The 22,031-nt window shown below is 36.0% G+C and carries 23 protein-coding genes and 3 pseudogenes; 10 read left to right on the top strand and 16 right to left on the bottom strand.

Annotated elements, in window-relative coordinates; genetic code table 11:
* The first annotated feature begins 7 nt into the window (after positions 1-7).
* The 3 genes from ACEVFT_RS06795 (at position 8) to ACEVFT_RS06785 (ending at position 1,707) form a co-directional block, all read left to right on the top strand.
* The gene (locus tag ACEVFT_RS06795; RefSeq protein WP_205446024.1) at positions 8-310 is read left to right on the top strand and encodes a YunC family protein; all 303 of its coding nucleotides are present in this window, start codon (positions 8-10) and stop codon (positions 308-310) included.
* Positions 311-418: 108 nt separating this feature from the next.
* Positions 419-1,045, top strand: a complete 627-nt coding sequence (locus tag ACEVFT_RS06790; protein ID WP_205446025.1) for a DUF2238 domain-containing protein — start codon at positions 419-421, stop codon at positions 1,043-1,045.
* Between the two features lie 47 nt (positions 1,046-1,092).
* Positions 1,093-1,707 (top strand): SIMPL domain-containing protein, encoded by a 615-nt coding sequence (locus ACEVFT_RS06785; RefSeq protein WP_393948912.1) that lies wholly within the window; start codon positions 1,093-1,095, stop codon positions 1,705-1,707.
* Positions 1,708-1,780: 73 nt separating this feature from the next.
* Here the strand turns inward: ACEVFT_RS06785 and ACEVFT_RS06780 are convergent.
* A pseudogene (locus tag ACEVFT_RS06780) lies at positions 1,781-2,420 on the bottom strand (uridine kinase family protein).
* A gap of 239 nt (positions 2,421-2,659) precedes the next feature.
* Positions 2,660-3,307, bottom strand: a complete 648-nt coding sequence (locus ACEVFT_RS06775; protein WP_393948910.1) for a TetR/AcrR family transcriptional regulator — start codon at positions 3,305-3,307, stop codon at positions 2,660-2,662.
* A 130-nt stretch (positions 3,308-3,437) separates the two neighbouring features.
* Between ACEVFT_RS06775 and ACEVFT_RS06770 the strand changes: the two genes are divergently transcribed.
* The 4 genes from ACEVFT_RS06770 to ACEVFT_RS06755 are packed head-to-tail and all read left to right on the top strand — an operon-like array spanning position 3,438 to position 7,769.
* Positions 3,438-4,445 (top strand): ABC transporter substrate-binding protein, encoded by a 1,008-nt coding sequence (locus tag ACEVFT_RS06770; RefSeq protein WP_393948908.1) that lies wholly within the window; start codon positions 3,438-3,440, stop codon positions 4,443-4,445.
* Positions 4,432-5,490, top strand: coding sequence for a FecCD family ABC transporter permease (locus tag ACEVFT_RS06765; protein WP_393948907.1), 1,059 nt, complete (start codon positions 4,432-4,434; stop codon positions 5,488-5,490). The genes ACEVFT_RS06770 and ACEVFT_RS06765 overlap by 14 nt, the downstream gene beginning before the upstream one ends.
* A gap of 1 nt (position 5,491) precedes the next feature.
* Positions 5,492-6,268, top strand: coding sequence for an ABC transporter ATP-binding protein (locus ACEVFT_RS06760; protein ID WP_393948905.1), 777 nt, complete (start codon positions 5,492-5,494; stop codon positions 6,266-6,268).
* A 46-nt stretch (positions 6,269-6,314) separates the two neighbouring features.
* A complete protein-coding gene (locus ACEVFT_RS06755; RefSeq protein ID WP_393948904.1) occupies positions 6,315-7,769 on the top strand; it encodes an MFS transporter in 1,455 nt (484 codons plus the stop codon).
* 57 nt (positions 7,770-7,826) lie between these two features.
* Here the strand turns inward: ACEVFT_RS06755 and ACEVFT_RS06750 are convergent, their stop codons facing one another.
* Positions 7,827-7,982, bottom strand: coding sequence for a hypothetical protein (locus ACEVFT_RS06750; RefSeq protein ID WP_393948903.1), 156 nt, complete (start codon positions 7,980-7,982; stop codon positions 7,827-7,829).
* A gap of 30 nt (positions 7,983-8,012) precedes the next feature.
* On the opposite strand from ACEVFT_RS06750, the gene ACEVFT_RS06745 reads away from it, so the two are divergent.
* Entirely contained in the window at positions 8,013-8,231 is a 219-nt protein-coding gene (locus ACEVFT_RS06745; RefSeq protein WP_393948901.1) for a sensor histidine kinase, read from the top strand.
* On the opposite strand, the gene ACEVFT_RS06740 is transcribed toward ACEVFT_RS06745, so the two are convergent.
* A complete protein-coding gene (locus ACEVFT_RS06740; protein ID WP_393948898.1) occupies positions 8,210-9,109 on the bottom strand; it encodes a DMT family transporter in 900 nt (299 codons plus the stop codon). The genes ACEVFT_RS06745 and ACEVFT_RS06740 overlap by 22 nt on opposite strands.
* Before the next feature lie 14 nt (positions 9,110-9,123).
* Positions 9,124-10,035, bottom strand: coding sequence for a DMT family transporter (locus ACEVFT_RS06735; RefSeq protein ID WP_393948897.1), 912 nt, complete (start codon positions 10,033-10,035; stop codon positions 9,124-9,126).
* Between the two features lie 118 nt (positions 10,036-10,153).
* Between ACEVFT_RS06735 and ACEVFT_RS06730 the strand changes: the two genes are divergently transcribed.
* Together ACEVFT_RS06730 and ACEVFT_RS06725 are read left to right on the top strand one after the other, a co-directional pair.
* Complete coding sequence (locus ACEVFT_RS06730) at positions 10,154-11,491, top strand: aminotransferase-like domain-containing protein (protein WP_393948894.1); 1,338 nt, start codon at positions 10,154-10,156, stop codon at positions 11,489-11,491.
* Between the two features lie 73 nt (positions 11,492-11,564).
* Entirely contained in the window at positions 11,565-11,807 is a 243-nt protein-coding gene (locus ACEVFT_RS06725; RefSeq protein ID WP_205446032.1) for a group-specific protein, read from the top strand.
* Between the two features lie 47 nt (positions 11,808-11,854).
* On the opposite strand, the gene ACEVFT_RS06720 is transcribed toward ACEVFT_RS06725, so the two are convergent.
* The 11 genes and pseudogenes from ACEVFT_RS06720 to ACEVFT_RS06670 form a co-directional block, all read right to left on the bottom strand.
* Positions 11,855-12,013 carry a DUF1540 domain-containing protein gene (locus tag ACEVFT_RS06720; RefSeq protein ID WP_004231699.1) on the bottom strand — a complete coding sequence of 53 codons (159 nt, stop codon included), beginning with the start codon at positions 12,011-12,013 and terminating at the stop codon, positions 11,855-11,857.
* Between the two features lie 96 nt (positions 12,014-12,109).
* Positions 12,110-12,993: pseudogene (locus ACEVFT_RS06715) on the bottom strand (helix-turn-helix transcriptional regulator).
* A 69-nt stretch (positions 12,994-13,062) separates the two neighbouring features.
* On the bottom strand, positions 13,063-14,319 hold the full coding sequence (locus tag ACEVFT_RS06710; RefSeq protein ID WP_393948956.1) for an erythromycin esterase family protein: 1,257 nt from the start codon (positions 14,317-14,319) through the stop codon (positions 13,063-13,065).
* Between the two features lie 26 nt (positions 14,320-14,345).
* A complete protein-coding gene (locus ACEVFT_RS06705) occupies positions 14,346-15,083 on the bottom strand; it encodes an ABC transporter permease (protein ID WP_205446035.1) in 738 nt (245 codons plus the stop codon).
* Positions 15,083-15,793 carry an ABC transporter permease gene (locus ACEVFT_RS06700; RefSeq protein WP_393948891.1) on the bottom strand — a complete coding sequence of 237 codons (711 nt, stop codon included), beginning with the start codon at positions 15,791-15,793 and terminating at the stop codon, positions 15,083-15,085. The genes ACEVFT_RS06705 and ACEVFT_RS06700 overlap by 1 nt, the downstream gene beginning before the upstream one ends.
* Positions 15,790-16,701: an ABC transporter ATP-binding protein gene (locus ACEVFT_RS06695; protein WP_205446037.1), complete on the bottom strand. Its 912-nt coding sequence runs from the start codon at positions 16,699-16,701 to the stop codon at positions 15,790-15,792. The genes ACEVFT_RS06700 and ACEVFT_RS06695 overlap by 4 nt, the downstream gene beginning before the upstream one ends.
* A gap of 109 nt (positions 16,702-16,810) precedes the next feature.
* The gene (locus ACEVFT_RS06690) at positions 16,811-18,184 is read right to left on the bottom strand and encodes a sensor histidine kinase (RefSeq protein ID WP_205446038.1); all 1,374 of its coding nucleotides are present in this window, start codon (positions 18,182-18,184) and stop codon (positions 16,811-16,813) included.
* Positions 18,181-18,849, bottom strand: coding sequence for a response regulator transcription factor (locus tag ACEVFT_RS06685; protein ID WP_393948889.1), 669 nt, complete (start codon positions 18,847-18,849; stop codon positions 18,181-18,183). Before ACEVFT_RS06685 ends, ACEVFT_RS06690 begins: the two co-directional genes overlap by 4 nt.
* A gap of 209 nt (positions 18,850-19,058) precedes the next feature.
* Positions 19,059-20,351, bottom strand: coding sequence for a cytosine permease (locus tag ACEVFT_RS06680; protein WP_393948886.1), 1,293 nt, complete (start codon positions 20,349-20,351; stop codon positions 19,059-19,061).
* Between the two features lie 378 nt (positions 20,352-20,729).
* Positions 20,730-21,392, bottom strand: a complete 663-nt coding sequence (locus ACEVFT_RS06675) for an ankyrin repeat domain-containing protein (RefSeq protein WP_456952116.1) — start codon at positions 21,390-21,392, stop codon at positions 20,730-20,732.
* A pseudogene (locus ACEVFT_RS06670) lies at positions 21,369-22,028 on the bottom strand (ankyrin repeat domain-containing protein); the annotation flags it as partial. The pseudogene ACEVFT_RS06670 and the gene ACEVFT_RS06675, both read right to left, overlap by 24 nt.
* Positions 22,029-22,031: the final 3 nt, after the last annotated feature.

Genomic DNA, 22,031 nt, shown 5'->3' with positions numbered 1-22,031 from the left:
GATTTCAATGGTGACAATTGAACCTATTATGATTAAAGGGCATTTCTTCACAGCAGTAGTTGTTCAATTACCTAAAACAACATTACTAACCATTTCTAATGATACAGGCTACATTATGTGTGGCGCTTTAGATGTAGGCCTATTAAATAGTCGCTTAGTTGATCGTAGAATTATTGCTGGTCGTGCAGTAGGCGTAAAAACGATTGATGAGCTATTAACAGCTCCATTAGAATCCGTAACATATGAAGCAGAGCAGCTTGGTATTACTGAAGGAATGACTGGCGTAGAGGCGCTTTTAAAAATGATCTAATTGGCTAGAAAAAAGCGTCAACTAGACGCTTTTCTTTTTGTCCACAAACCGATATTGAATAAGCAAATTCCCCATCTCCCATACTGTGGAACAAAGGGAGTTGTTGTTATGACTACGAGGCAACATTTTAAAATACACGTCATCTTACTTATTATCGTTTTAATTGTTTTCATCTGGTCTGTTATAAAACCATCCTCCTATTTAGATTGGCTAGCTGAAGTTAGTCCAGGAATTGTGGCAATAACAGTCGTTGTTTGTATCTATCATAAGTTCCGTTTCACCACATTTTCTTATATCATCATTGCTCTATTGTCGATCCTTACTTTTATAGGTGGGCATTATACCTATTCGGAAGTCCCTCTTTTTAATTGGATAAAAGAAGAATTTCATTTACAACGTAATCACTATGATCGCTTTGGCCATTTTTTAAAAGGTTTACTAGCCATCGTAATAAGGGAAATACTAATCAGGAAAACACCACTTGTAAAAGGAGCTTGGCTTACAGGTATTACAATCAGTATTCTGCTCGCAATTGCAGCTTTTTATGAAATCATTGAATGGTTAAGTACAAGAATCTCGAAGGGTAGTAAAGGAGCAAAGGATTTTTTAGGAATGCAAGGAGATCGATGGGATGCTCAATGGGACATGTTTTTGGCCTTGCTCGGAACTATTTTAACTTTACTTTTATTCACAAAGCTCCATGACAAATTTTTAAAGAAACTAAACAAGTCATAAATGTTTTTGCATAGCATGATTATATAACCTATGAAAGGTGGTATTAGATGTACTATGCACAGGTCAATCAACAAGCACATCATCATCCATCACGTACTATGACTGTAACCGGGAATGGACAGGTAATGGCTACTCCTAGCTCTACACAAATACAAATTGAAGTCCAAACACAGGGCAACAATGTACAAGGTCCGCAACAGGAAAATGCGACGTTTATGAATCAAGTTATACAATCACTCATTGCACTTGGTATTCCAAGAGATCAAATTCAAACTGCTAGTTATAGGATCACACCACTATATAATTTTGAAGATGGCAAACAAATTTTTAATGGCTATGAAGTAGTCAATGCGATTTCCGTCAACGTAGCGAATACCAATAATTTGGGCTTAATCATTGATACAGCTGTAGAAAATGGGGCCAATCGAATTGCCAACATTCAGTTCAAAATGGACCATACCGATGCTTATTATCAGCAAGCATTAAGTTTAGCGCTACAGAATGCTCAATTGAAGGCGAAAACAATAGCAGAAACGATGCACCTGCCTTTGCAACCACTTCCTATAGAAATTGTGGAAGAGCAGGCTAACACCGATACTTTATCGCTCTATGGCTGTTTCCTCGGGAGTTACGCCTATAGAACAGGGACAAATCACTATTGATGCTACTGTTCGTGTAAAATTTCAATACTAAAGTTAGGAGCCTTCCACTAGTCAAATAGCGGAAGGCTCTTGTTTATTTTACAAGTATATTTTTTTCAATAAAGATTTCATCATCCTGTGTTTTAATAACCATATCAAAATATTGGATGCATAAATAATTCATATTGAATACGTCGCTCATCATGTGATTGTTTTAAATAATTTATATCTGTCCCTCTTTCAAGCACATCACGACCCGATCTTCTCTTAAGCTCTGTAGCCCCATCCGTATAAAAATAAATCTTTAAATCGAATAACTCCGGATCTATAAATGCTACACACATTCCTTCTACTATCGTGATCTGTTTTTTTGAAGAAATTAATGTGCTTTTCATATAATGGGTATCGATTGTCATTAAATCGAGTCCTGCTCTTATCATCTGAACATCTCGCTCCAATGATGGCAGATGATGAGCAGCGGGATGACAAGCCGTCATTTTAAAACGATGATGCTCATTTTGATATGTATAATCAAGCATTGTTTGTTTGCGAATATCCGAATCCACAATATACGGATCAGTATTCATATAATTCACTTCATCTTGATCTAAAGCATGTATAAGTTTTTGAGCAAACGTTGTTTTTCCAGCAGCCCCATGACCTGAGATACCGATTACAATCCTTTTATCCGTAAATTTGATCAATTCTAATATTTCTTGGAAAATTTTCTCCATCGTATTGTTGTCCTCCCTAATTAAAAAAGTATGATAGAAAATTTGCATCATACTTGCTGTACTTTAAAAATAATAACAAACAGTTACTATACTTAGAAGTTTCCATTTCCAAAATTTTATGCGTTAACTTCATATCATTTGTAGATTCAATCTAATAAAAACAATTTGACAGGTTGTCAGTCAATAATTATAATAAAAGCATCTTAATTGATATTGATTATCATTTAAGATGCTTTCACTCAATAATTAAATTTAACTTTCACAGTTTGTCTTAGGAGGGATAAATCAAATTTTCCATGAGGGACTCCGAATAAATGCTCGAATGTAGATTGAATGGCTTTAATTCTAGCAATACGCTCATCTTTATTCCATTTAAATAACGATGAATCTACCCAATGATGGATTGTCGATAGAAAAAATTCTGCTACTAGCGTTGGATTTTCAATGCGAAAGAGCCCCTCTTTATTGCCTTGTATATTTAAATCTGTTAGGAGTGGCGTAAACTGACAAATTGTTTGTACATGTAATATTTGACGCAGAGTAGCATTACTATCATGTTGTAAATATTTAAAGATTTCGACATGGCCTGTTGGATCATCAAGCTCATAAACAAAAATCCATGCAATTTTCTCATACGCCGTAAGTGTCTCATTATAGATGACTTCTGTAAATTCTTGCTTTATTCCTTTAAGTTGCCTATCAATTAATGCATTTGCCAATGCTTCTTTGGATTTAAAGTAATAGTACAGCGTTCCCTGTGCTACTCCCATCTTTTTGGTTATATCAGTAGTTGAGGTTTTTTCATAACCTTTTTCACTAAAAAGAGACTCTGCTGTATCTAAAATCTCATTTCGTCGTTCTGATGCACTTTTTGTTACTCTAATCATTTTCTGAACTACCCCCTTTTTTCATTTAAGCATTTGACTAATAACTAGTCAAATTATCAGAGTGAGAAGAAATATTGTGAAACATTATTGAGTGACTGTCAGTCAAATACTAATTTTTAGGAGGATTTAAATGTTAAAAAAGACCCTTTCTCTATTAAGTTTCACACTTCTATTGCTGATTCTAGGTTGTGCACAATCACAGGAAACTATTTCTGAGAAAAAAGACAATACAACTATTAGTGGAAACTATCCAGTAACACTAGATACTTACACATATGAAGGACAGAAAATCTCTCAGACTATCCCCAATGCTCCAGAGAAAGTGATGGTCATCGGTTCAGCTGTCGCAGAGTTAATAGTTAAGTTTGGACAGCAAGAAAAAGTCGTTGGATTTGCATATAGTGATTTAACAAATTCAAACTACAAAGATGGGATTGAAAAACTACCTTTAGTTAGTGAAATGTGGCCATCTAAGGAGGCTATCATGGCTTTAGAACCTGATTTAATCTACTCTATTGCTTCTGCATTTCGTGAGGAATTAATTGGAAGTATTCCATCTTGGAACAACCGTGGAATTCCTGTTGTTTCTTCTACCAACTTTACAATAGGACGTAGTATAGATATTTACTTTGAGGAAATTCAAACATTCGGGAAGGTTTTTAATATAGAAGATAAAACAAATAAATATCTGACTGAACAACAAACACGCATAGATGCCATTACTTCTAAAGTTAAAGATTCTAAGGAAAAGCCTACTGTTCTATTGATAAGTGGAGCTAGAGGAAAGTATTTCTACTTCTCACCAAAATGGGCCATGATTGACGAGATGATTGAAGGTGCTGGAGCTACATATTTAGAACTTTCGAAAGAAGACTATATTGAACTTTCAACAGAGGCAATTATTGCAGCAAATCCAGATAAAATTATCATCACAGAATTCCAAGAGCCTAATCAAGAAAAGACAAAAAATAATTTAATGAATGATAAAAAGCTTCGAACTGTAAAAGCCATTCAAAATAATGAAGTTATGGCCGTAGAATATACAGGGGCTATAAATGGTGGCATTGAGATTGCTGAATTATATGAAGAAGTAGCTGAATTTATCCACCCTGGGGTGATAAAAAATGCTCAAAAGTAAATTTTCTTTTTTTACCCTACTTCTATTTTTGATAGTGCTAGTTTTCCTTTCAATAATTGCTTCTGTTTCCATAGGACAAGTCAGTATACCCTTTCTTGATTCTTGCAAAATTGTTTTATATCAAATTACAGGAATAAATATAGGTCATATAGATACAACTATTTCTAAAATGACACTCGAAATCATTTGGCAAATTCGTTTTCCTAGAGTTTTATTAGCACTATTCGTTGGGAGTGGTTTGGCACTTTGTGGTAGTGTGATGCAAGCAACCATTCAGAATCCACTTGCAGATCCTTATTTACTTGGTATCTCTTCAGGTGCTTCACTAGGTGCAACATTCTCTATCATATTAGGATATCAGTTCAGCCTTTTTGGAGAATCAAATTTAATGATTTGGGCATTCCTAGGTGCTTTATTGGCAACTTTTCTAGTCTTGCTGCTATCAAGCATTGGAGAAAAAATGTCTGTTATTAAACTTATTCTAGCCGGAACTGTTGTCAATGCACTATTTACCGCTCTATCTAATCTATTTATATATTTTGCGAAGAATGCGGAAGGTGTACGTTCAGTATCATTTTGGACAATGGGAAGTTTGGCCACTGCTGATTGGGATGACCTGCCTTTAATTGCTACTAGTATTATTATTATAGCTGTATTTTTCCTCTCTCAATGGCGGATTATGAATGCAATGCTTATGGGAGATGATGCTGCTATGACACTAGGTATTAATATAAATACTTATCGAAAAGTATTTTTAGTTATTTCTGCTGCTTTGACAGGCATTATAGTTTCAACTTGTGGAATCATTGGCTTTGTTGGGCTTATTATCCCACATATTGTACGCATCTTTACAGGTTCGAATCATCACCAACTACTACCTATTGTTATTTTAGTAGGGGCCATCTTTTTAATATGGACAGATTTATTAGCAAGGTCAATCATTCCTAACAGCGAATTACCAATTGGCATCGTGACCTCATTATTAGGTGCCCCAGTATTTATGCACATGTTAATAAAAAAGAAATATGGTTTTGGGGGTAACTAATATGGAATTAGATGTGGAAAACGTTTCATTCACAGTATCTGATGTTGAAATAATCAAAAGTATTTCGCTAAAGGTGAAAGAGGGACAATTTGTTGGCATTATTGGACCGAATGGTTGTGGAAAATCCACCCTATTAAAAAACATTTATAAAGTCATAAAACCCACTAGTGGCAAGATTTTTTTAGATGATATAGATATTGTTAAATCCTCTCCAAAAGAAATCTCGAAAAAAATGGGGGTCGTTGGGCAATTTAACAACTCCAATTTTGACTTTACTGTACGTGATATGGTGATGATGGGGAGAACACCACATAAAAAAATGTTGGAATCAGATACAAAAAATGATATTGAACTTGTGGATAACATATTACGAAAAGTAAACTTAGAGCATTATGCTTTAAAACATTTTTCTTATCTTTCTGGTGGTGAAAAACAACGTGTCATTCTCGCACGTGCCTTAGCTCAAGAACCAAAGTTTTTAATTTTGGATGAACCTACAAATCACCTAGACATTAAATATCAAATTCAAATTTTATCACTAGTGCAATCATTACAAATTGGTACACTGGCCGCATTACATGATCTATCTATTGCTGCTATGTATTGCGAATATCTATATGTATTAAAAAATGGTCGAATACTAACACATGGCAAGCCCGAAAAGCTACTAACACCTGCATTAGTAAAAGAAGTTTATGAGGTTGACTGTTGTATCTATCAAAATAATGATACGAAAAATATAGTCGTCGCGTATCATCCAGCTTTACCAAATCACTAAAGTTATTTTTGACTGACAACCAATCAATTAAAAGGAGGGAGTATCTATGAATCCAATTTCATCAGAAAAATCAAGCACGTTCTATTCATATAGATGGTTGGCATTAGCTGTGATATTACTTCCAACATTATTAATCTCCTTAAATACTTACATGATACAAATTGCATTACCTGCAATTCAAAACGACTTGCATATATCGTTTTCTCACGCTCAATTAATATTTTCAGGCTATTCGGTTGGCCTTGCAACTGCTTTAATAATTGGAGGCAAACTAGGTGATATTTACGGTAGAAAAAAAATATTATGGATTGGCGTATTGTTCTTTACCCTTACTGCTTTCCTAGGGGGAATTCTTTCAAGCCCATTGCTATTAGTTGGGATTCGATTTGTTCAAGGCTTAGCCGCAGCCCTTATTCAGCCTCAAGTTTTATCAACAATCCAGGAAATTTTTCCGCCTAGAGAAAAAAATTTAGCTTTCGGCTTGTATGGTGCTGTCATTGGAGTAGCCTTTACCTTTGGCTTAATATTAGGAGGATTATTAGTTCATTGGAATCTATTTAACGGCGGTTGGCGAACTGTATTTTTTTTCAATGTTCCAATTGGCATGCTAGTACTCCTTTTGCTCCCTTTTATACCGGAGTCAACGGATAAGAAATCCAATCATATTGATTGGATGGGTTCAATTTTATTAATGGTTAGTATATTTCTACTTATTTATCCTTTATCCGAAGTCCAACAACAAGGATGGCAAACTTGGATTTTTAGCTGTCTACTGCTTTCATTTGTTGTACTTATTTTGTTCATTTATCTTGAGCGATTTAAGCAAAAACTTCAACAGTCACCTCTCGTAGACCTAAGTTTATTTAAGCATCGCCCTTTTGTATTTGGCATTTGTTCTGTGCTATCTATTTACTTAAGTATGTTTGCTTTTTTCTTTATCCTTAGTTACTTTTTACAATATGGTCTAAAGTATGATACAGGAGAAACGAGCTTAGTTTTTCTACCAATAGGAATTGGATTCTTTTTAACGTCCATTGTTTCTTCAAAAATTATTAATAAATATGGTTTTATTGTTTTAAAAATGGGTGCATTATGTATGAGTATGTGTACTTTTTTACTTGTCTTTTTCTTATGGATGAAGCAATATGATTTACTCAGCACGGATGCAATAATCCTTTTATTCATCTATGGCCTTGGACTTGGTCTTGCTACAACACCTTTAGCAAATGCCATATTGGGTAACATTCCAAAGATTCATATGGGGGTTGCTGCTGGTCTATTTACAACCTTTATGTACTTAGCAAATTCCTTAGCAGTCGCAGGTATTAGTATAGTATTTTCTTATCATATAGGAACAAGTTTAGAGAGCGCTTCTTTCTTAAATTATATTCATGCTTTCACTGTAAGTTTAATTGTCATTGGTCTGTTTTCTATGATAGCCTATATAATTTTGTCACTTTATCATAAATTGATTTTAAAAATAAAAATAAAGCAACATTAAAATATACTATTTTGTATGACAAACTCTGAATTATTTCGAGCTTGTCATACATTTCTATTATTTCACATTCATTATTCCTGCCTTATTTTTTAACTCTACCCTATTTTCTGCTTCCCCAATTCTCCCCTCCATTGAGTCCTTAGTATTTTTTTCTATCTTTAATCCCTTTAATTTAACTGTGATATCTGATGATTCACTATTTGCTATCAGCATTAATGATTGCGGAGCAGTACGACTCTCGATATGCAGGATAAACTATTCCAACAGTATTATCGCAGAACAACCACAGATACTTCTTCAGAAGGCACTGGAGTAGGCATGGCAATTGTTTATAACCTTGTCCAAACACATAGAGGCACTATCGCCCTAGAAAGTGAACTTGCTAAAGGGGCTGCCTTCATTGTTACATTTCCGAAAAAATGGCAAAATCACCTCGTACACTATCGAGGTGATTTTTTATAACCTAAGTTCACTTCTTTGATATTCCCCACTTCTTGTTTCTTTTCAACAACCCGCTCTTTCGACAACAAAAGAGCACAAAGAATAATGCATATCCCTATGAAATGTTGGATTAATAACGGTTCCTTCAACATCAAATATCCAAGTAGAACACCTACTATGGGAACAATATAATTACTAAAAGAGGCAAATAAAGCACCCTCACTTTTAATTAAAAGATTATAAAGCATATACACAATCCCTGCGTGGAAAATGCCTAATATAACAATGGAAACGATCTGAATCCCATCTATGCTTAATAGTAATGGTTGTTCAAGGATAAATGCCATTGGTAATAAAATCACGGTGGCAATTCCTAAAATATTTCTCATATGAACGATTGGTGAACCATCCTCTAACTTCTCCATTAAAATTAACGAAAATGCAAAGCTCAGTGCTGCTAATAGTAGCAGCACATTCCCTAGTACTGTGCCTGAACCACCCATCCCTTGTGTTGGCCAAGAAAGAATGATGATCCCCAAAAAGCCTAATAGAATGCTAACCGTTTGAAACGGACTAACTTTTTTGTTAAAGAAAAAAACAAAGAGGATTAATGTGATAATGGGGACCATTGCTATGAGCATAGACGCAATACTACTGGATACATATTTTTGACCTTGCGCAATGAGGACGAAGGGAATCACTACTTCAAAAATGGCAATCCCAATATATAATTTACTATTTGCTAAGTAGTTTTCTCTTTTCAAAAATAAGCTCATGATACTTAAGCAGATTGCACCGATTAAAGCTTTTAACAAAGATAAAGTAACAGCCCCCACATCATTCGTAACTAATGCTACGAAGAAAAATTGAGAGCCCCATATACAACTTATTAATAGCAAAAGGCTGTATTTTCTCATTGCACTCCCTTCCTATGCCCAAAATAATTTGTTCCTATGACGCCAATAATGATGAGGATTCCACCAATAAAGTGATAAAGGTGAAAGACTTCCTGTAAAACCAAAACGCCTGCCAGTATTGTAATGAGCGTAGCAAAATTGCTAAAGACACTCATTTGGGAAGCTTCTAATTTAGATAACGCATAATTGGATAAATAGGACGTACCGAGCGAAGATAATAGCCCTAAATATAAAATCGCGATGACAAAATCAACATGTGTTAATGGCTGAAAAAATTCATTGATTGTACCATTCACCAGATGATTTCCAAGAGCCATTCCGTTAAAAATGACAAATCCGCATAGTGTCATCACATACGTTAAGGTCAGTAATGAATATTGCTTTGTAAGCCTTCTTGCAAACACGTTATAAAGCGACGCAGCAAGGGCTGAAAGTAAAATGAATCCACTTCCGATGACATTTCCTGTAGTCGCATTGGCTCCATTCATAATTAGCATGTAGATAACTCCAAGTACAGATAAACTAATGAAGACAAGCTGTCCACGAGTAGCTTTTTCCTTTAACAATAAACCTGCTAGTGCTAATGTAAAAATAGGAATCGTTGCTTGAATAATTCCAGCTTCAGAAGAGGAAATTCTAGCAAGCCCCAGCACTTGTAAAGTGAAAAAAACAATGGGATACAATATGGCTAACGGTAAAATTTTTAGTACATCATATTTTTTTATTGTTAGCTTATTTTTCAGAAAGACCATTAAAATAACAATACCGATAAAGGCAAACGTAAAGCGATGGGCTAATGTATCAATTGGACTCGCCACTGTTAATGTAACTTTCACAAACATGAAGGAAAGGCCAATGATAAATGCATACGAAATCGCTGCTATATAGGCTTTTCTTTTTTCTGACATACGATAATGCTCCTTCTCAAATCATTCCGGCCGGTATTGTTATCGTATTAAAAAGAGAACACATTGACGATATGAAAAAAACACATCTGTACCGATACAGATGTGCTGGAGGTTATATATGCTTAAATATGAATGGATTTATTCTCAGCTCCTGACTCAAATCCAAACAGGCTCTCTTCATGCAGGGGCAAAACTTCCTTCTATTCGCCAGTTATCACAGCAATTTTCCTGTAGTAAGAGTACGATTTTAACATCTTTAAAAAAACTGGAGAATCAGCATCTTATCTATGCATTGCCTAAAAGTGGCTACTATGTTGTCGATCATCAGCTGCCCATCCAACCGAAAATGAAAAATTACATAGATTTTGCTACATCATCACCCAGTTGGCATGCTTTTCCATACCAAGATTTTCAGCATTGTATTAACAAAGCCATCGACACATACCAAGCAGATTTATTTAGATATGGAACACCAAAAGGCCTACCTTCATTAATAGAGGAAGCAAAAAAATTATTAACAAGTTATCAACTGTTTACAAAGGAAGATAATATTTTCATTACTTCTGGCGTCCAGCAATCCTTGTCTTTGCTAAGTATTATGCCATTTCCAAATGGTCGCTCAACCATTTTAGTGGAACAACCTAGTTACCATTTATATATGGATTATTTAAAAACCTATGGAATACCAGCAATCGGCATCAAAAGAACAACGGATAGCATTGATTTACATGAATTAGAAAGCATTTTCAGCAAACATGACATAAAGTTTTTTTACACGATGCCGCGCCTGCACAATCCTCTAGGTACATCTTATAGCAAAAAGACAAAGGATCTAATCCGTAAACTTGCTTATCAATATAATGTTTACATTGTTGAAGATGATTATTTAGCGGATTTCGAGCAAAATTCGAAAATAGATCCCATCTATACAGATGATACACAGCAGCATGTTATCTATTTAAAAAGCTTTTCTAAAATTATGTTTCCTGGCTTACGTATTGGACTTGCCGTTTTACCAAATGTTTTGATTAATACCTTTCAACAGTATAAAAATACCACTGATATTGATAGCTCCATGATTTCTCAGGCTGCATTAGAGCTTTACTTGAAAAGTGGCATGTTTGAGCGTTATCAAAAGAAAGTCAGTGAAGCTTATGCAAGCCGAGCGAATCAACTTCAGCAATCTATAGCAACTCATCTGGCAGAGTATCCATCCTCTAAGGAAATCTGTATGCATAGCCATATCGTTCTACCGAGGCAGGTGAATACTAATAAGCTTATTCAACATTTGGCACAACAAAATATTTTGCTGGATCCTATAAACCGCAATTATTTAGATGTATTTTATCATGAACGTATTTTAAAAATAAATGTATCGAATGTAGAAGAATCCAAAATTGATGCTGGCATAAGGGAAATAGCGCTAGCCCTTCATAGCCCTAAACATTACTTCTAAAAAATAGCATTCATGAAACCTTATTGTAGCTCATATAATGAGACATCTTAAATGCTTCTATAAGGGGGATACAATGCAAGCTGAAAAATTACGATTAAGAAAAATTCAGCGTCTTGCTTATGAAATCATGGATGAGATGCACAAAGACAAAGACTGCATTGAATTGCACAAACTTATTCCAATCATCGATAATTTATCTCGCGCAATTGGTGATTTAACGGATTCCGTTGGTAAATACTCGTTAGATTATGTAGAAGAAAAAGTAAAAAATGCACATGCTCTTTTATTTAACAAAGAAAAGGTGGATATTTATTAATAAAGAAAGGGAAAAAGGGTAACCATATTTATGGCTACCCTTTTACATTAATGCGTTTCAGGTTCGAATGTTTTACAGTCTGTTTCTTCACTGTTGGAAGCATGTTGTCCCTTTTGGCTGACAACATAAATTTTTTCGGCTGTGCATTTGTTACCAGAATCCCAAAATGTGCAGTTATTGACTTCACAAAGAATTTCTTGTGCCATTGTCTCACACCTCCTCTTTGTTATCTTTAACAAATTCGAGGTAATCAATACGTAATTCAAAAAAGTCATCTCACGATTTAGTTAGTGCTGTCTGATTTACTCCATACAAAAGTCTAGATTAGTTGGATGATTCGATAAATGTTCTTGTGTAAGCATATTTGTAGAGGGTACTTTGTCATCTACCTCCTCAAATCGAAAACCATCTGCCCATACCTTACCCGAACCAATTAATAACACACCAAAATAAATGGAGTCACCTTCTTCAGGTACGTCTAAGACAATAGAATAGTGATTCCATTCAGTAGAACCTGTCACAGAACGCTGATTCATATTATCAAATTGAATGGTATCACCCGTACCATTGTCAATACGCATCCATGCACCACACTTTGTAGCGTCTGCCGTCTTTAAATAGCATGACATTTTCAAGCGCTTCCTTTATAGTTAGTTGCCTGAAAGCCCTGCATCATCGTACCGAATTGCCTCTGATTTGCTGATGCAGTTGTGGAATACAATACGCCTGAACGTTTCCCTGAATGAAACACCTTGTCATCTGTATGAAATTTATATAATTCTGGATTCACTCCACTCAACATCCAACCTTTAACCTGTTCAACTGTTTCCATGTAATTTCCCTCCTCCAACATATTTAGTGATTGCATCAATTTTCGGTACTTACCTGGTGGTACAGCATAAACTTCTTTAAAGGCTCTTGTAAAAGCTTCTTGTGATTGAAACTGAAGTGTAAATGCAATCTTTAATATCGATTCATTAGAGTACATCAAATAACTCGCAGCCATGGCTAGCCGGCGTATACGAATGTATTCACCAATCGTAACTCCCGTTTCTTGCTTAAAAATACGACTTAGATGGTACTTCGAATAGCCAGCAGTATTAGGAAGACATTCAAGTGAAATTTGTTCCATCAATTGCTCCTCGATATAGGCAATAGTTCTTTGTGTTGCCTGACTATACTCCATGTTACTCACCTCATCTTTATCATACTGGAGAAGGAAACAGATTTTTTGATGGAGGTTGCTAAATTTAACTCAATCAATTATTTTTGTTGGTGTTGCTTCCTGCACAACAATGAGACCATCATAAGCTTCCTCAGGCGTCATTTTAATGGTATACAGCATTTGTGTCAGCTTATACCATGGACGAAAATCATCACCGATATTGCCCATTCTTTGCTTTTTGGATAGAATATTCGCCAGCTCCTTCGATTGTTTGGCAGCTTCAAAATCCACATAAAAGATGTTGCTATCGATGTCACTAAAGGCATCCACTAAAGCATTATGATGCTCAATCGTGTATTCCTTTCGTTCACCAGACCCATTTTGTGCTTGGAATGTATTTTTCACAAAGTCTGTGCCAATTGCAAAATATTGATCTTTAAAATGCTCGTTTAAATATTGTCCCATTGATTGATAGCCTGCCATCGAAGCAGAAGTTTTCTCAATATGACCATTATGAGCAGACATTAATACTTTATTGTGACCTTGTGTTGCTTCGTACTCAACAATCCATTGTAAATTTTCAGCTAAATATTGATCCCGTAAATTCATGTAGTTGCCATCATTTAAAAATAATTGTGTACGCTGTTTCATAATTTGTGCGTATTGTGCAGCAAAGGAGAAGTCATCCTTTGATGATTTTTTCTCATATATCACTTTGTTTGATTGTAAATCGTTAATTATTGTATCTATCGTTTTATCCAGCTCGTTTAGCTGACTATTTGATAAATCTCTCATCGTTTTATTGGAAACATGCTCTAGCTCAGTCGTGAATTTCTGCGCATTGTCAGCATGTACCTTGGCGTAAAAATCAAGCAACCCTTTTTTGCTGTAATCATAGCGTTGCATATCATTGCCATAAAAATAAATTTTATCTTGTTCATCGACTGTCTGATTATAGTCATGCATCCATTGCACAAACTCTACCATTTGCTCAGTTTTGTAGATGCCATAGTCTAAAGCTTTTATAGCTTCCTCTGCTGTTCCAGCACCATTTGTGATAAATTGATTAATCTGCTGGGCTCCACCAAAATCTCCTTCTAAGACAAAGACATGGACATTTTCATTTTTAATCATCGTCTCAAACAAATCTTTTTTTAACGTTTGAAATTCGATATTGCCATGTGTGGCTTCCCCAAATCCAATAATTTTCACATCGTCAGGAATATTGATTTCTTTTATTTCACTAGTATATTGCGAGGCATCTTTTACAACCTCACCTTCTCCACATCCTGCTAAAGCTACTAGCAGTACAGATGCAGTTAAAAATCGTAAGCTTCGTTTCAACATTCTCATATCATTTCTCCTTTAAGGTGTTAAATGGCTTTGCGTTGGAAATAGTAATAACCTCCAAGGAAAAACAGGATGAATCCACCCCCTACAACTGTTAACAATTGCTCCCACGGCACAAAAAACACATCATCTGTTTTGCCACCTATATACATCATTGAAAAAGGTTGAGCCCACGGATAATATGGACCAACACGTTCAGAATTCACCGCTAAAATAGAAGGTAACGTAAATATAACATTAACAGCAAACGGTGCAGCAAAGCTTTTAAACATAATGGACATCCATAATTGCAAGGCTACTAATGGCAAGGTCGCTACCCAGCCTCCTACTATGCTTTTCCAAACAATTTCTATAGGAAAGGGATCTGTGTAACCCTTTACCATCCCAACAGCAAAGACAGAGCCTAAATACAATATCTGCATCGCCAAGACAAGCAGCATAACCAACACGTATTTGGCTACAAATACTTTCCCCCTTGTTACGGGCAGTGCCAAAAGCTGCTTCCATCCACCCGACTGATGTTCATACCTACAAATGAGACTGGTAAAAACACCTGAAATAAGAGGTAAAAATAATAGAGCGTATGTTAAATTCATCGAAAACAGAGAAATATACCATTCATTGATTTCAATCCCCTGTATGTTGTCTTCTAAATTAGCTGATAGACCAATGAAAAGCCCGATCATGGGTCCTGCCAAAATAATCGGTACCATTTTTGATTTACGTAACTTAAACCACTCAGCTTGAAGTAAAGCAATCATTATTTCACGTCCCTTCTTGTAAAATCAATCATGCCGATTACATAGAGTAAAATACCAATTCCTACGCCTAATAAGACATTGATTATCGGCTCATTCCAATGGTTCATCAATGATGGCCATTTCCATATCATCCAATCAGGTAGAACATAGGAAGAATAGGCAAAAATCACCCCGATAATGCCTACAGTTATAGGGATTCCTTGATTATGACTTACACTCGCAATCCACAATTGAAGAGCCAAGATAGGCAATGCTGCAAAAGCAGGGAAATAACTAAATTTAGCTAGCTCCGTGTAAGGTACGGTATCACCTAATTTTAAATACAGCCCAAAGCTCAACGTAAAAAGCATTAATAGTGTTGAAGCCAAAAATAGTAAGATAGCTAACAGCGTAAATTTCGACAAATACACGGTTAATTTGGAAACAGGTAATGCGATGAGCTGCTTCCAAGCATTGGTTTCATTTTCAATGCTCGCCATGAATGATGTGAGAATGACAATGCCCAAGACAAGGGCAAGTGGTGTAAATGAATGCACGTTTAGTATGAAATAGCCCCAATCATCCTCACTTTGCTGTAAGAGATAATCCTTTCTTACTCCATAATTGACCATTTGCAGAGCAACCACGCCTAAAGGACCGATGAGCGTTAGAAGCCATAATCCTTTGCGCTTGATTTTTAAGAAATCAGCAGTTAACAGCTTTCCCATCATATCCCCTGCTCTCCCATCGTCATTTGCAGGAATATATCCTCCAATGAACGTTTCTCTTCCTCCACTCGGAATACTGATATACCTTCCTGAACAAGAACTTGGACAATATGGGCAACTTTTTCATCTGAGCATTCTTCTAAGAAAATCACACCATCTTGATAGTCTGCCTTAATGCCATTTGCCAATAAGGAACGCCATCCTTTTTCGCCATTGTTCACTTTAAAGGTAACCTTTGGTTGGGCAAATCGGCGCATCGCCTCAATAGAATCTTGAAAAATCAATTTGCCTTTAGAAACAATTCCTACTTGTGTAGCCATTTGATCAATCTCTGATAATAAATGGCTGGAAATAATAATGGTCATGCCATATTCCTCTGGTAATCTTTTAATTAAATTACGAATTTCTATAATCCCTGAAGGATCGAGACCATTCGTTGGTTCATCTAAAATAAGTAATTCAGGATGATGTAGTAAAGAAGCTGCAATACCAAGACGTTGCTTCATTCCTAGAGAAAAACCTTTTACCTTTTTGTTGGCAGCTTCCTTCAAACGGACAATTTCCAGAACTTCATCGATTCGAGATTTCGGTACACCTAGTATTTTTCTTAGTGCCTCCAGATTCTCATATGCCGTCAAGTGCGGATAATAGGAAGGGTTTTCTACTAATGAACCAACCTTCGCTAATATTTGGATGCGTTCCTTGGTAATATTCTTTTGAAAGATTTTAATTGTTCCCGAAGATGGCTTCATTAAACCAAGAAGCATTCGAATTGTAGTCGTTTTACCTGCCCCATTTGGGCCTAAAAATCCATATATTTCACCTTTACGTATTTGTAAGTTCAAATTTGATACAGCTTGCTCTTTCCCAAAGCTTTTTGATAAGTTTTGTGTTTGTACGATATATTCCAATGTCCTCACCTCTTTAACTATCATAAAAAGGGAAGTTTAAAAACAGGTATGGGCCAAGTTTAAATTTTGTTTAAAAAATATTTCTAACATAAAAAATTCTGCGAAGCATTTATTTCTCAAGCTTCGCAGAATTCTTTATGATGACTTTTGTGCCGGAGTGATCGGAATGGATGTCCCATTCTAGATGCATGCCCCTTATCATGACATCAACAATCGATAAGCCAATTCCCGCACCCTTTGCATTTGATTCATTTTTCATTCCTTGCCCATGATCCTCAATAATAAATGCTGTATAACTCTCCGTCGATACCGTTTTCACGCTTATATATTTCCCGCTATTCGCATGACGTAGTATATTTTGGAAAATATTATCAAATACTCGTCCTAACCATAATGGATCAACACGCCATTCAACTGGTTCAAATGCCTGCAGTTCAATATCGATGGTGAAACCTTCTCGCTCAAAAACTGGGTACCATGTCGTTAGGTGTTCCCGCACAAATCGAATCACATTGATGTCTTTCGGTTCAAATTTATATTTACTTGCCATAAGCAATGTGTAGGACATCAAATTTTCAATTAAAGCATCAATATTCACTATGGATGTTTCCATAGCCTTTAATGCCTGCTTCCCGTCCTCTGATAATGCCTCTTTACTAATTGAATAGGATTGTGCTCTTACTTTCGTTAAAGGTGTCCGTAAATCATGTGATAAATTAGCAATCAGTTCACGTCTTAGTTGCTCTTCTTTTTGTTGGCGTTGCTTGCTTTCTCGCAGCTCGCTGACCATTCTATTAAAACTGTGCTCCAGTTGACCAATTTCGTCTCTCTTTTTCACATGAATTTCAATAGGTAAACCATCTACATCACGTATCTCCATAGCTTCTTGGAGATGTAATAGTCTTTTGCGAATTCCCTTGAAAAACAAAAGCGAAACCACAATAAAAAATAGAATAACGGCAACAACGCCAAAAAATAAAAAGTTACCATAGTTATCGTAGACCTTAATAAGCGGAGGATTAAATGCTACTCTTGAAATCTCTAGTACAATAAAGCCATTTGACATATCATCGTCTAAGAAGGCTATAACAGTAAATGGATCGCCTCCATAGCGCTCTTTTATAAATTGGGTTGTATAGGCTGGTGTCCACTTTGCTGGCAACTGCTCCTTTACATTCAAAGTAGTCAGTAAGTTCCCCTCTTCACTTACCCAAAACATAGAAGCAGTAGGAAATTGCTCTTGCCACTTTTGAAAAAGCTGCGTAATAGTATCATCTGTCACATTGGTCATATTTTTAGCCTGAGCATGCCATTGCTTTTCAATATCACTTTCTACGAGAACTCCGCTGGAAAATTCCCCTGTCCCTGTTTTTGTAATGCCTAATACGAAAATAGCAACACCAAGATAGGAAATTTGAACAATGGATATGGCGAATAAAATAATGAGCATATATTTCGCTAATAATGATCGAAAAAATTTCATAGTTTCACCCTATAGCCAATTCCTCTGATTGTTTCAATAATCATGGGCTTTGCAGGATCTATTTCTATCTTTTCTCTTAAGTACCGTATATGCACCATCAGGGTTTTATCACCTTCTATATAGCTCTCACCCCAAACCCCCTCATAGAGTTGCTCCTTCGTTAAAATTTGATTTAGGTGTCGTATAAAATACTGCAATAAATAAAATTGTTTACCCGTCAAAGGAATTTCTTCTTCATTTATCGTATTGATAATTCGCATATCTTTCGTATAAATTTTAAGATGCTGCAATGACAGTACATCATCATTTTTTTGATATCTTCTCAATAATACTTCCAGCCTTGCTACTAGCTCATCAGGGTGAAATGGCTTTGTTAAGTAATCATCAGCAAAATGTAGCCCTTCAATTTTATCTTCAACAGCCGTTCGTGCTGATAACATTAGAATTGGCAGGTCTTTATTTTCGCGTTTAATTCTTTTACCTATGGAGAAACCATCCAATCCAGGTAGCATCACATCCAATATAGCAATATCTTTTGTGGTAATGTGTTGCTCAAGACCCTCCCCCGACTCTAGCCACGTCACATCATAACCTCGTTCAGTTAATTCCTTGCTTACCCATTGTCCGATTTCTTTTTCATCTTCTATGTATAATATACGAATCAATGTTTATCCTCCTCGTTGATGACCTAAACCTATATTAAAATACCATATTTTTCATGATATCTTTAACTAAAACATAATTGCCATACATGGTTATTATATGGTAAATACTATTTGTTTTCTTAGAAAATTTGATAACGTAGATTTATTGCGTAGAAATAAAAAAACGCAACTTTTAATAGCTTGTAAAAGTTGCGTTTTAGAGGTTGATATTATGCGTGATTTGGTGAAGTGGATTTCGTAAACATATTACCGATATAGAAGAAAATAGCTGATGATACAATACCTGCTACGACAACAGATAACTGAGGCGCATATTCATTTACCGTTAATGCAACAAGCGCTCCTAAGCCCCAAGAGATGAATGATAAAGGCTGCCATTTTTTCGTCTCATCATTTTTTCTCTTTAAGACAAGCTGATCCATAATAATAATAGTAGCAATTGGAGGTACAATTAAGCCAAGTAGATTTAACCACGTTTGGAAGGCATTCCATATACCTGAAATTGCGACAATAATTCCGATTATACCAAGGACAATTGTTAGCGTTCTCATTTTACCACCAGTCATATGAGACCATCCTACAGCACCGTTGTATAAGCAATGTGTACAACCTACACCTAAATTTATAAATACAAAGAGTATAGCTAAAATGGAAAGAAACGGACCGGCATCAGCTAAGATCATAATAAAGTCTCCGCCAGTTGCTTCTGGCTGTAACACAATACCAGTTGCTACAATAATAGCTCCTATTACTTCTGCTAGAAATTTTGAAATAGGGAATGCTGTAAATGCGGCAAAGAATCCTTGTTTCCCGTTTTTTGCCCATCGTGTAAAATCGGCTGTCATTGTACCTGAGTCAGTAAAAGTGGCAAAGACCATTGTTACTGCTGCTCCAAAGGATAAAGCCCCTACACCTGCTATTGGTTGAAAATGAATAATATCCGAAGAACCATTTTTAAAGGCAATGATTACTGAGACAATCCCTAGAATGAGATACATGGGTGCTGCAATATAGCCTAAAATTGTGAGAGCTTTAATGCCAATAAAAGTGGCTCCAACATAAAGCACGCCACCTAAAATCGTCATAAATAATAAGTTGGCTCCAAATGAACGGAACATTGTATCGCCAGTAAGGCCTACCATTAATGCAAACCACCCAACTACAACGGTTGATAGTAATCCTGAAACTGCTAAATAGCCTAGTTGACCAAATGTTCTTTTTGCGGAAATAGCAAAGTTTTCTCCTGTATTCCCAGCCAAATAACTAAGAGCTCCAACAATAATGCACAATAACAGATTACCCGTTAGAATTGCTGCAACACCCATTTTAAATCCAAGCATTGCTGTCACAACACCACCAATAACAGCACTCGTTAATACTAGAGGAAAGCTATACCAAACCGCAGAAACAGAGGAGAAGCTTTTTCGATATTCTTTTGGTACAGCCGTGTGTTCAAACTCTGGATCTAGTCCTTGTTTTTGATCATTAGTTATCGTTGACATTGGTTTCACTCCAATTTTTTATGTATTTAAGAGAAAGCTCTTAATATTTCAATCATTTGGAGAACACTTTCTTTACCACTTAAACATCTTAGAACCCGTCTATTCCCTCATAACATTTATTAATTGATTTGATCTCCCCTTCCTTACGTATGTTTCAGTACTTTATCCGCGGATAATAAAGCGCTTTCATTTTCTATTTTAAAGATTAGTCAAATTTTGTCCCTGTACAAACATTCCGAAATCTCATTAGATAATTTGGTATATATGCACAATTTTTTTAAGATGAAAGTCAGAATTTAGACATAAATGAACATTATTTAAACAAAACAAAGTGTAGAAGCCCATTCAGGACTCACTACACTTTGCTTTTCACACTTGCTATTTTGCTCCTGCCTGCATAAGCATCTGACTCACTTCTTTAAAGCCACGCGACTGTGCGTGCCGAAGTGGAGTGATTCCCTTTGCATCAGCAATATTTACATCAGCACCATGCTCGATTAATAGCTGTATTGTTTCTTGATATCTTGGTCCACCGTCGCCGTAGTAGATTGCTTCCAACAATGCAGTCCAACCTGGTTTATTGATGTGGTTCACATCTACGTCTGTATGCTCAAGAATCTCTCGAACATTCTTCACATAGCCATGTTCTGACGCAGGAATTAAGGCCGTCCCACCAAATCTATTTAAAATTGTAGTGTCTACACCTGCTTCAATCGTTAACTTCAAAATTTCTAAATATCCTTCTGCTCCCGCATATAAAAAAGGACTATTTTCAATATTATCTTGCCTATTGATGTCTGCCCCATGTTCAATTAAAACCTTTACGATTTCCGGAAAATTTCTATAGGTTGCAAGCATCGCAGCCGTTCTTCCTTGTTCATCGGCAATATTTATGTCAATTCCCTTATTTAAAATCTCCGTTATTTGCATAACATTCCCCTGTGCCACTGCATTGAAGAATTGCTTTGTTATTTGGACTTTTTCAGATTCAGATAATCTATTAAAGCTTTCATTCGCTAGAATTTGAGTGATTTCTTTCAAATCTCTTTTCTCAGCTTGTTGTAATGGCGTCCTACCCTCTAAATCGGCTATCCTCATATCCGCTCCATGGGCAAGTAAAACTTTTACTGTATCTTGCTGCTTTTCCCCAGCTTCACCTAGAACAATAGCTTCCATAAGCGCAGTCCAACCTAAATTATTAACATGATTCACATCTATTTTTGTTTGTTCCAAGAGGAATTTAACTATATCCACATAGCCATGCTCTGATGCAGGAATCAATGCTGTTCCTCCATAACGATTGGTCAGTGCTGGGTCTGCTCCCACATTATTTGTAAGTTTTAAAATATCTATGTAGCCTTCTGCACCTGCATACAAGAAAGGATTGTTCTCCATATCATCCTGAATATTAACATCCGCTCCAGCATCAATCAGAACCTTAGCCATTGCCACATCATTGTTATAGGTTGCAATCATGAGTGGTGTACGCCCTTTTGTATCTTGTATATTCAAGTCAATATCTTCTTGGGTGATTAGTTTATTGATCTTAGCCATATCTCCCTGCTCTGCTGCTTGAAGTAGTTGATCACCCACTTCAGTATCATTATGATCGTTAGGAACACATGCTTGTAGCCATAAACCTATTGCTAAGCATGCAATAATCCATTTCTTCAACATGTA

The organism is Lysinibacillus sp. PWR01 (assembly GCF_043359455.1).
GTDB lineage: Bacteria > Bacillota > Bacilli > Bacillales_A > Planococcaceae > Lysinibacillus > Lysinibacillus fusiformis_F.
The sequence above is the reverse complement of the archived record's forward strand: the minus strand, read 5'-3'. Positions and strand labels throughout refer to the sequence as shown.

Excerpts from the sequence above, each read along its gene's own strand:
- ACEVFT_RS06795 (WP_205446024.1), top strand. The coding sequence starts at position 8 with ATGGTGACAATTGAACCTATTATGATTAAAGGGCATTTCTTCACAGCA.
- ACEVFT_RS06790 (WP_205446025.1), top strand. The coding sequence starts at position 419 with ATGACTACGAGGCAACATTTTAAAATACACGTCATCTTACTTATTATC.
- ACEVFT_RS06785 (WP_393948912.1), top strand. The coding sequence starts at position 1,093 with ATGTACTATGCACAGGTCAATCAACAAGCACATCATCATCCATCACGT.
- ACEVFT_RS06775 (WP_393948910.1), bottom strand. The coding sequence starts at position 3,307 with ATGATTAGAGTAACAAAAAGTGCATCAGAACGACGAAATGAGATTTTA.
- ACEVFT_RS06770 (WP_393948908.1), top strand. The coding sequence starts at position 3,438 with ATGTTAAAAAAGACCCTTTCTCTATTAAGTTTCACACTTCTATTGCTG.
- ACEVFT_RS06765 (WP_393948907.1), top strand. The coding sequence starts at position 4,432 with ATGCTCAAAAGTAAATTTTCTTTTTTTACCCTACTTCTATTTTTGATA.
- ACEVFT_RS06760 (WP_393948905.1), top strand. The coding sequence starts at position 5,492 with ATGGAATTAGATGTGGAAAACGTTTCATTCACAGTATCTGATGTTGAA.
- ACEVFT_RS06755 (WP_393948904.1), top strand. The coding sequence starts at position 6,315 with ATGAATCCAATTTCATCAGAAAAATCAAGCACGTTCTATTCATATAGA.
- ACEVFT_RS06750 (WP_393948903.1), bottom strand. The coding sequence starts at position 7,982 with ATGCTGATAGCAAATAGTGAATCATCAGATATCACAGTTAAATTAAAG.
- ACEVFT_RS06745 (WP_393948901.1), top strand. The coding sequence starts at position 8,013 with ATGCAGGATAAACTATTCCAACAGTATTATCGCAGAACAACCACAGAT.
- ACEVFT_RS06735 (WP_393948897.1), bottom strand. The coding sequence starts at position 10,035 with ATGTCAGAAAAAAGAAAAGCCTATATAGCAGCGATTTCGTATGCATTT.
- ACEVFT_RS06730 (WP_393948894.1), top strand. The coding sequence starts at position 10,154 with ATGCTTAAATATGAATGGATTTATTCTCAGCTCCTGACTCAAATCCAA.
- ACEVFT_RS06725 (WP_205446032.1), top strand. The coding sequence starts at position 11,565 with ATGCAAGCTGAAAAATTACGATTAAGAAAAATTCAGCGTCTTGCTTAT.
- ACEVFT_RS06720 (WP_004231699.1), bottom strand. The coding sequence starts at position 12,013 with ATGGCACAAGAAATTCTTTGTGAAGTCAATAACTGCACATTTTGGGAT.
- ACEVFT_RS06710 (WP_393948956.1), bottom strand. The coding sequence starts at position 14,319 with ATGTTGAAACGAAGCTTACGATTTTTAACTGCATCTGTACTGCTAGTA.
- ACEVFT_RS06705 (WP_205446035.1), bottom strand. The coding sequence starts at position 15,083 with ATGATTGCTTTACTTCAAGCTGAGTGGTTTAAGTTACGTAAATCAAAA.
- ACEVFT_RS06700 (WP_393948891.1), bottom strand. The coding sequence starts at position 15,793 with ATGATGGGAAAGCTGTTAACTGCTGATTTCTTAAAAATCAAGCGCAAA.
- ACEVFT_RS06690 (WP_205446038.1), bottom strand. The coding sequence starts at position 18,184 with ATGAAATTTTTTCGATCATTATTAGCGAAATATATGCTCATTATTTTA.
- ACEVFT_RS06680 (WP_393948886.1), bottom strand. The coding sequence starts at position 20,351 with ATGTCAACGATAACTAATGATCAAAAACAAGGACTAGATCCAGAGTTT.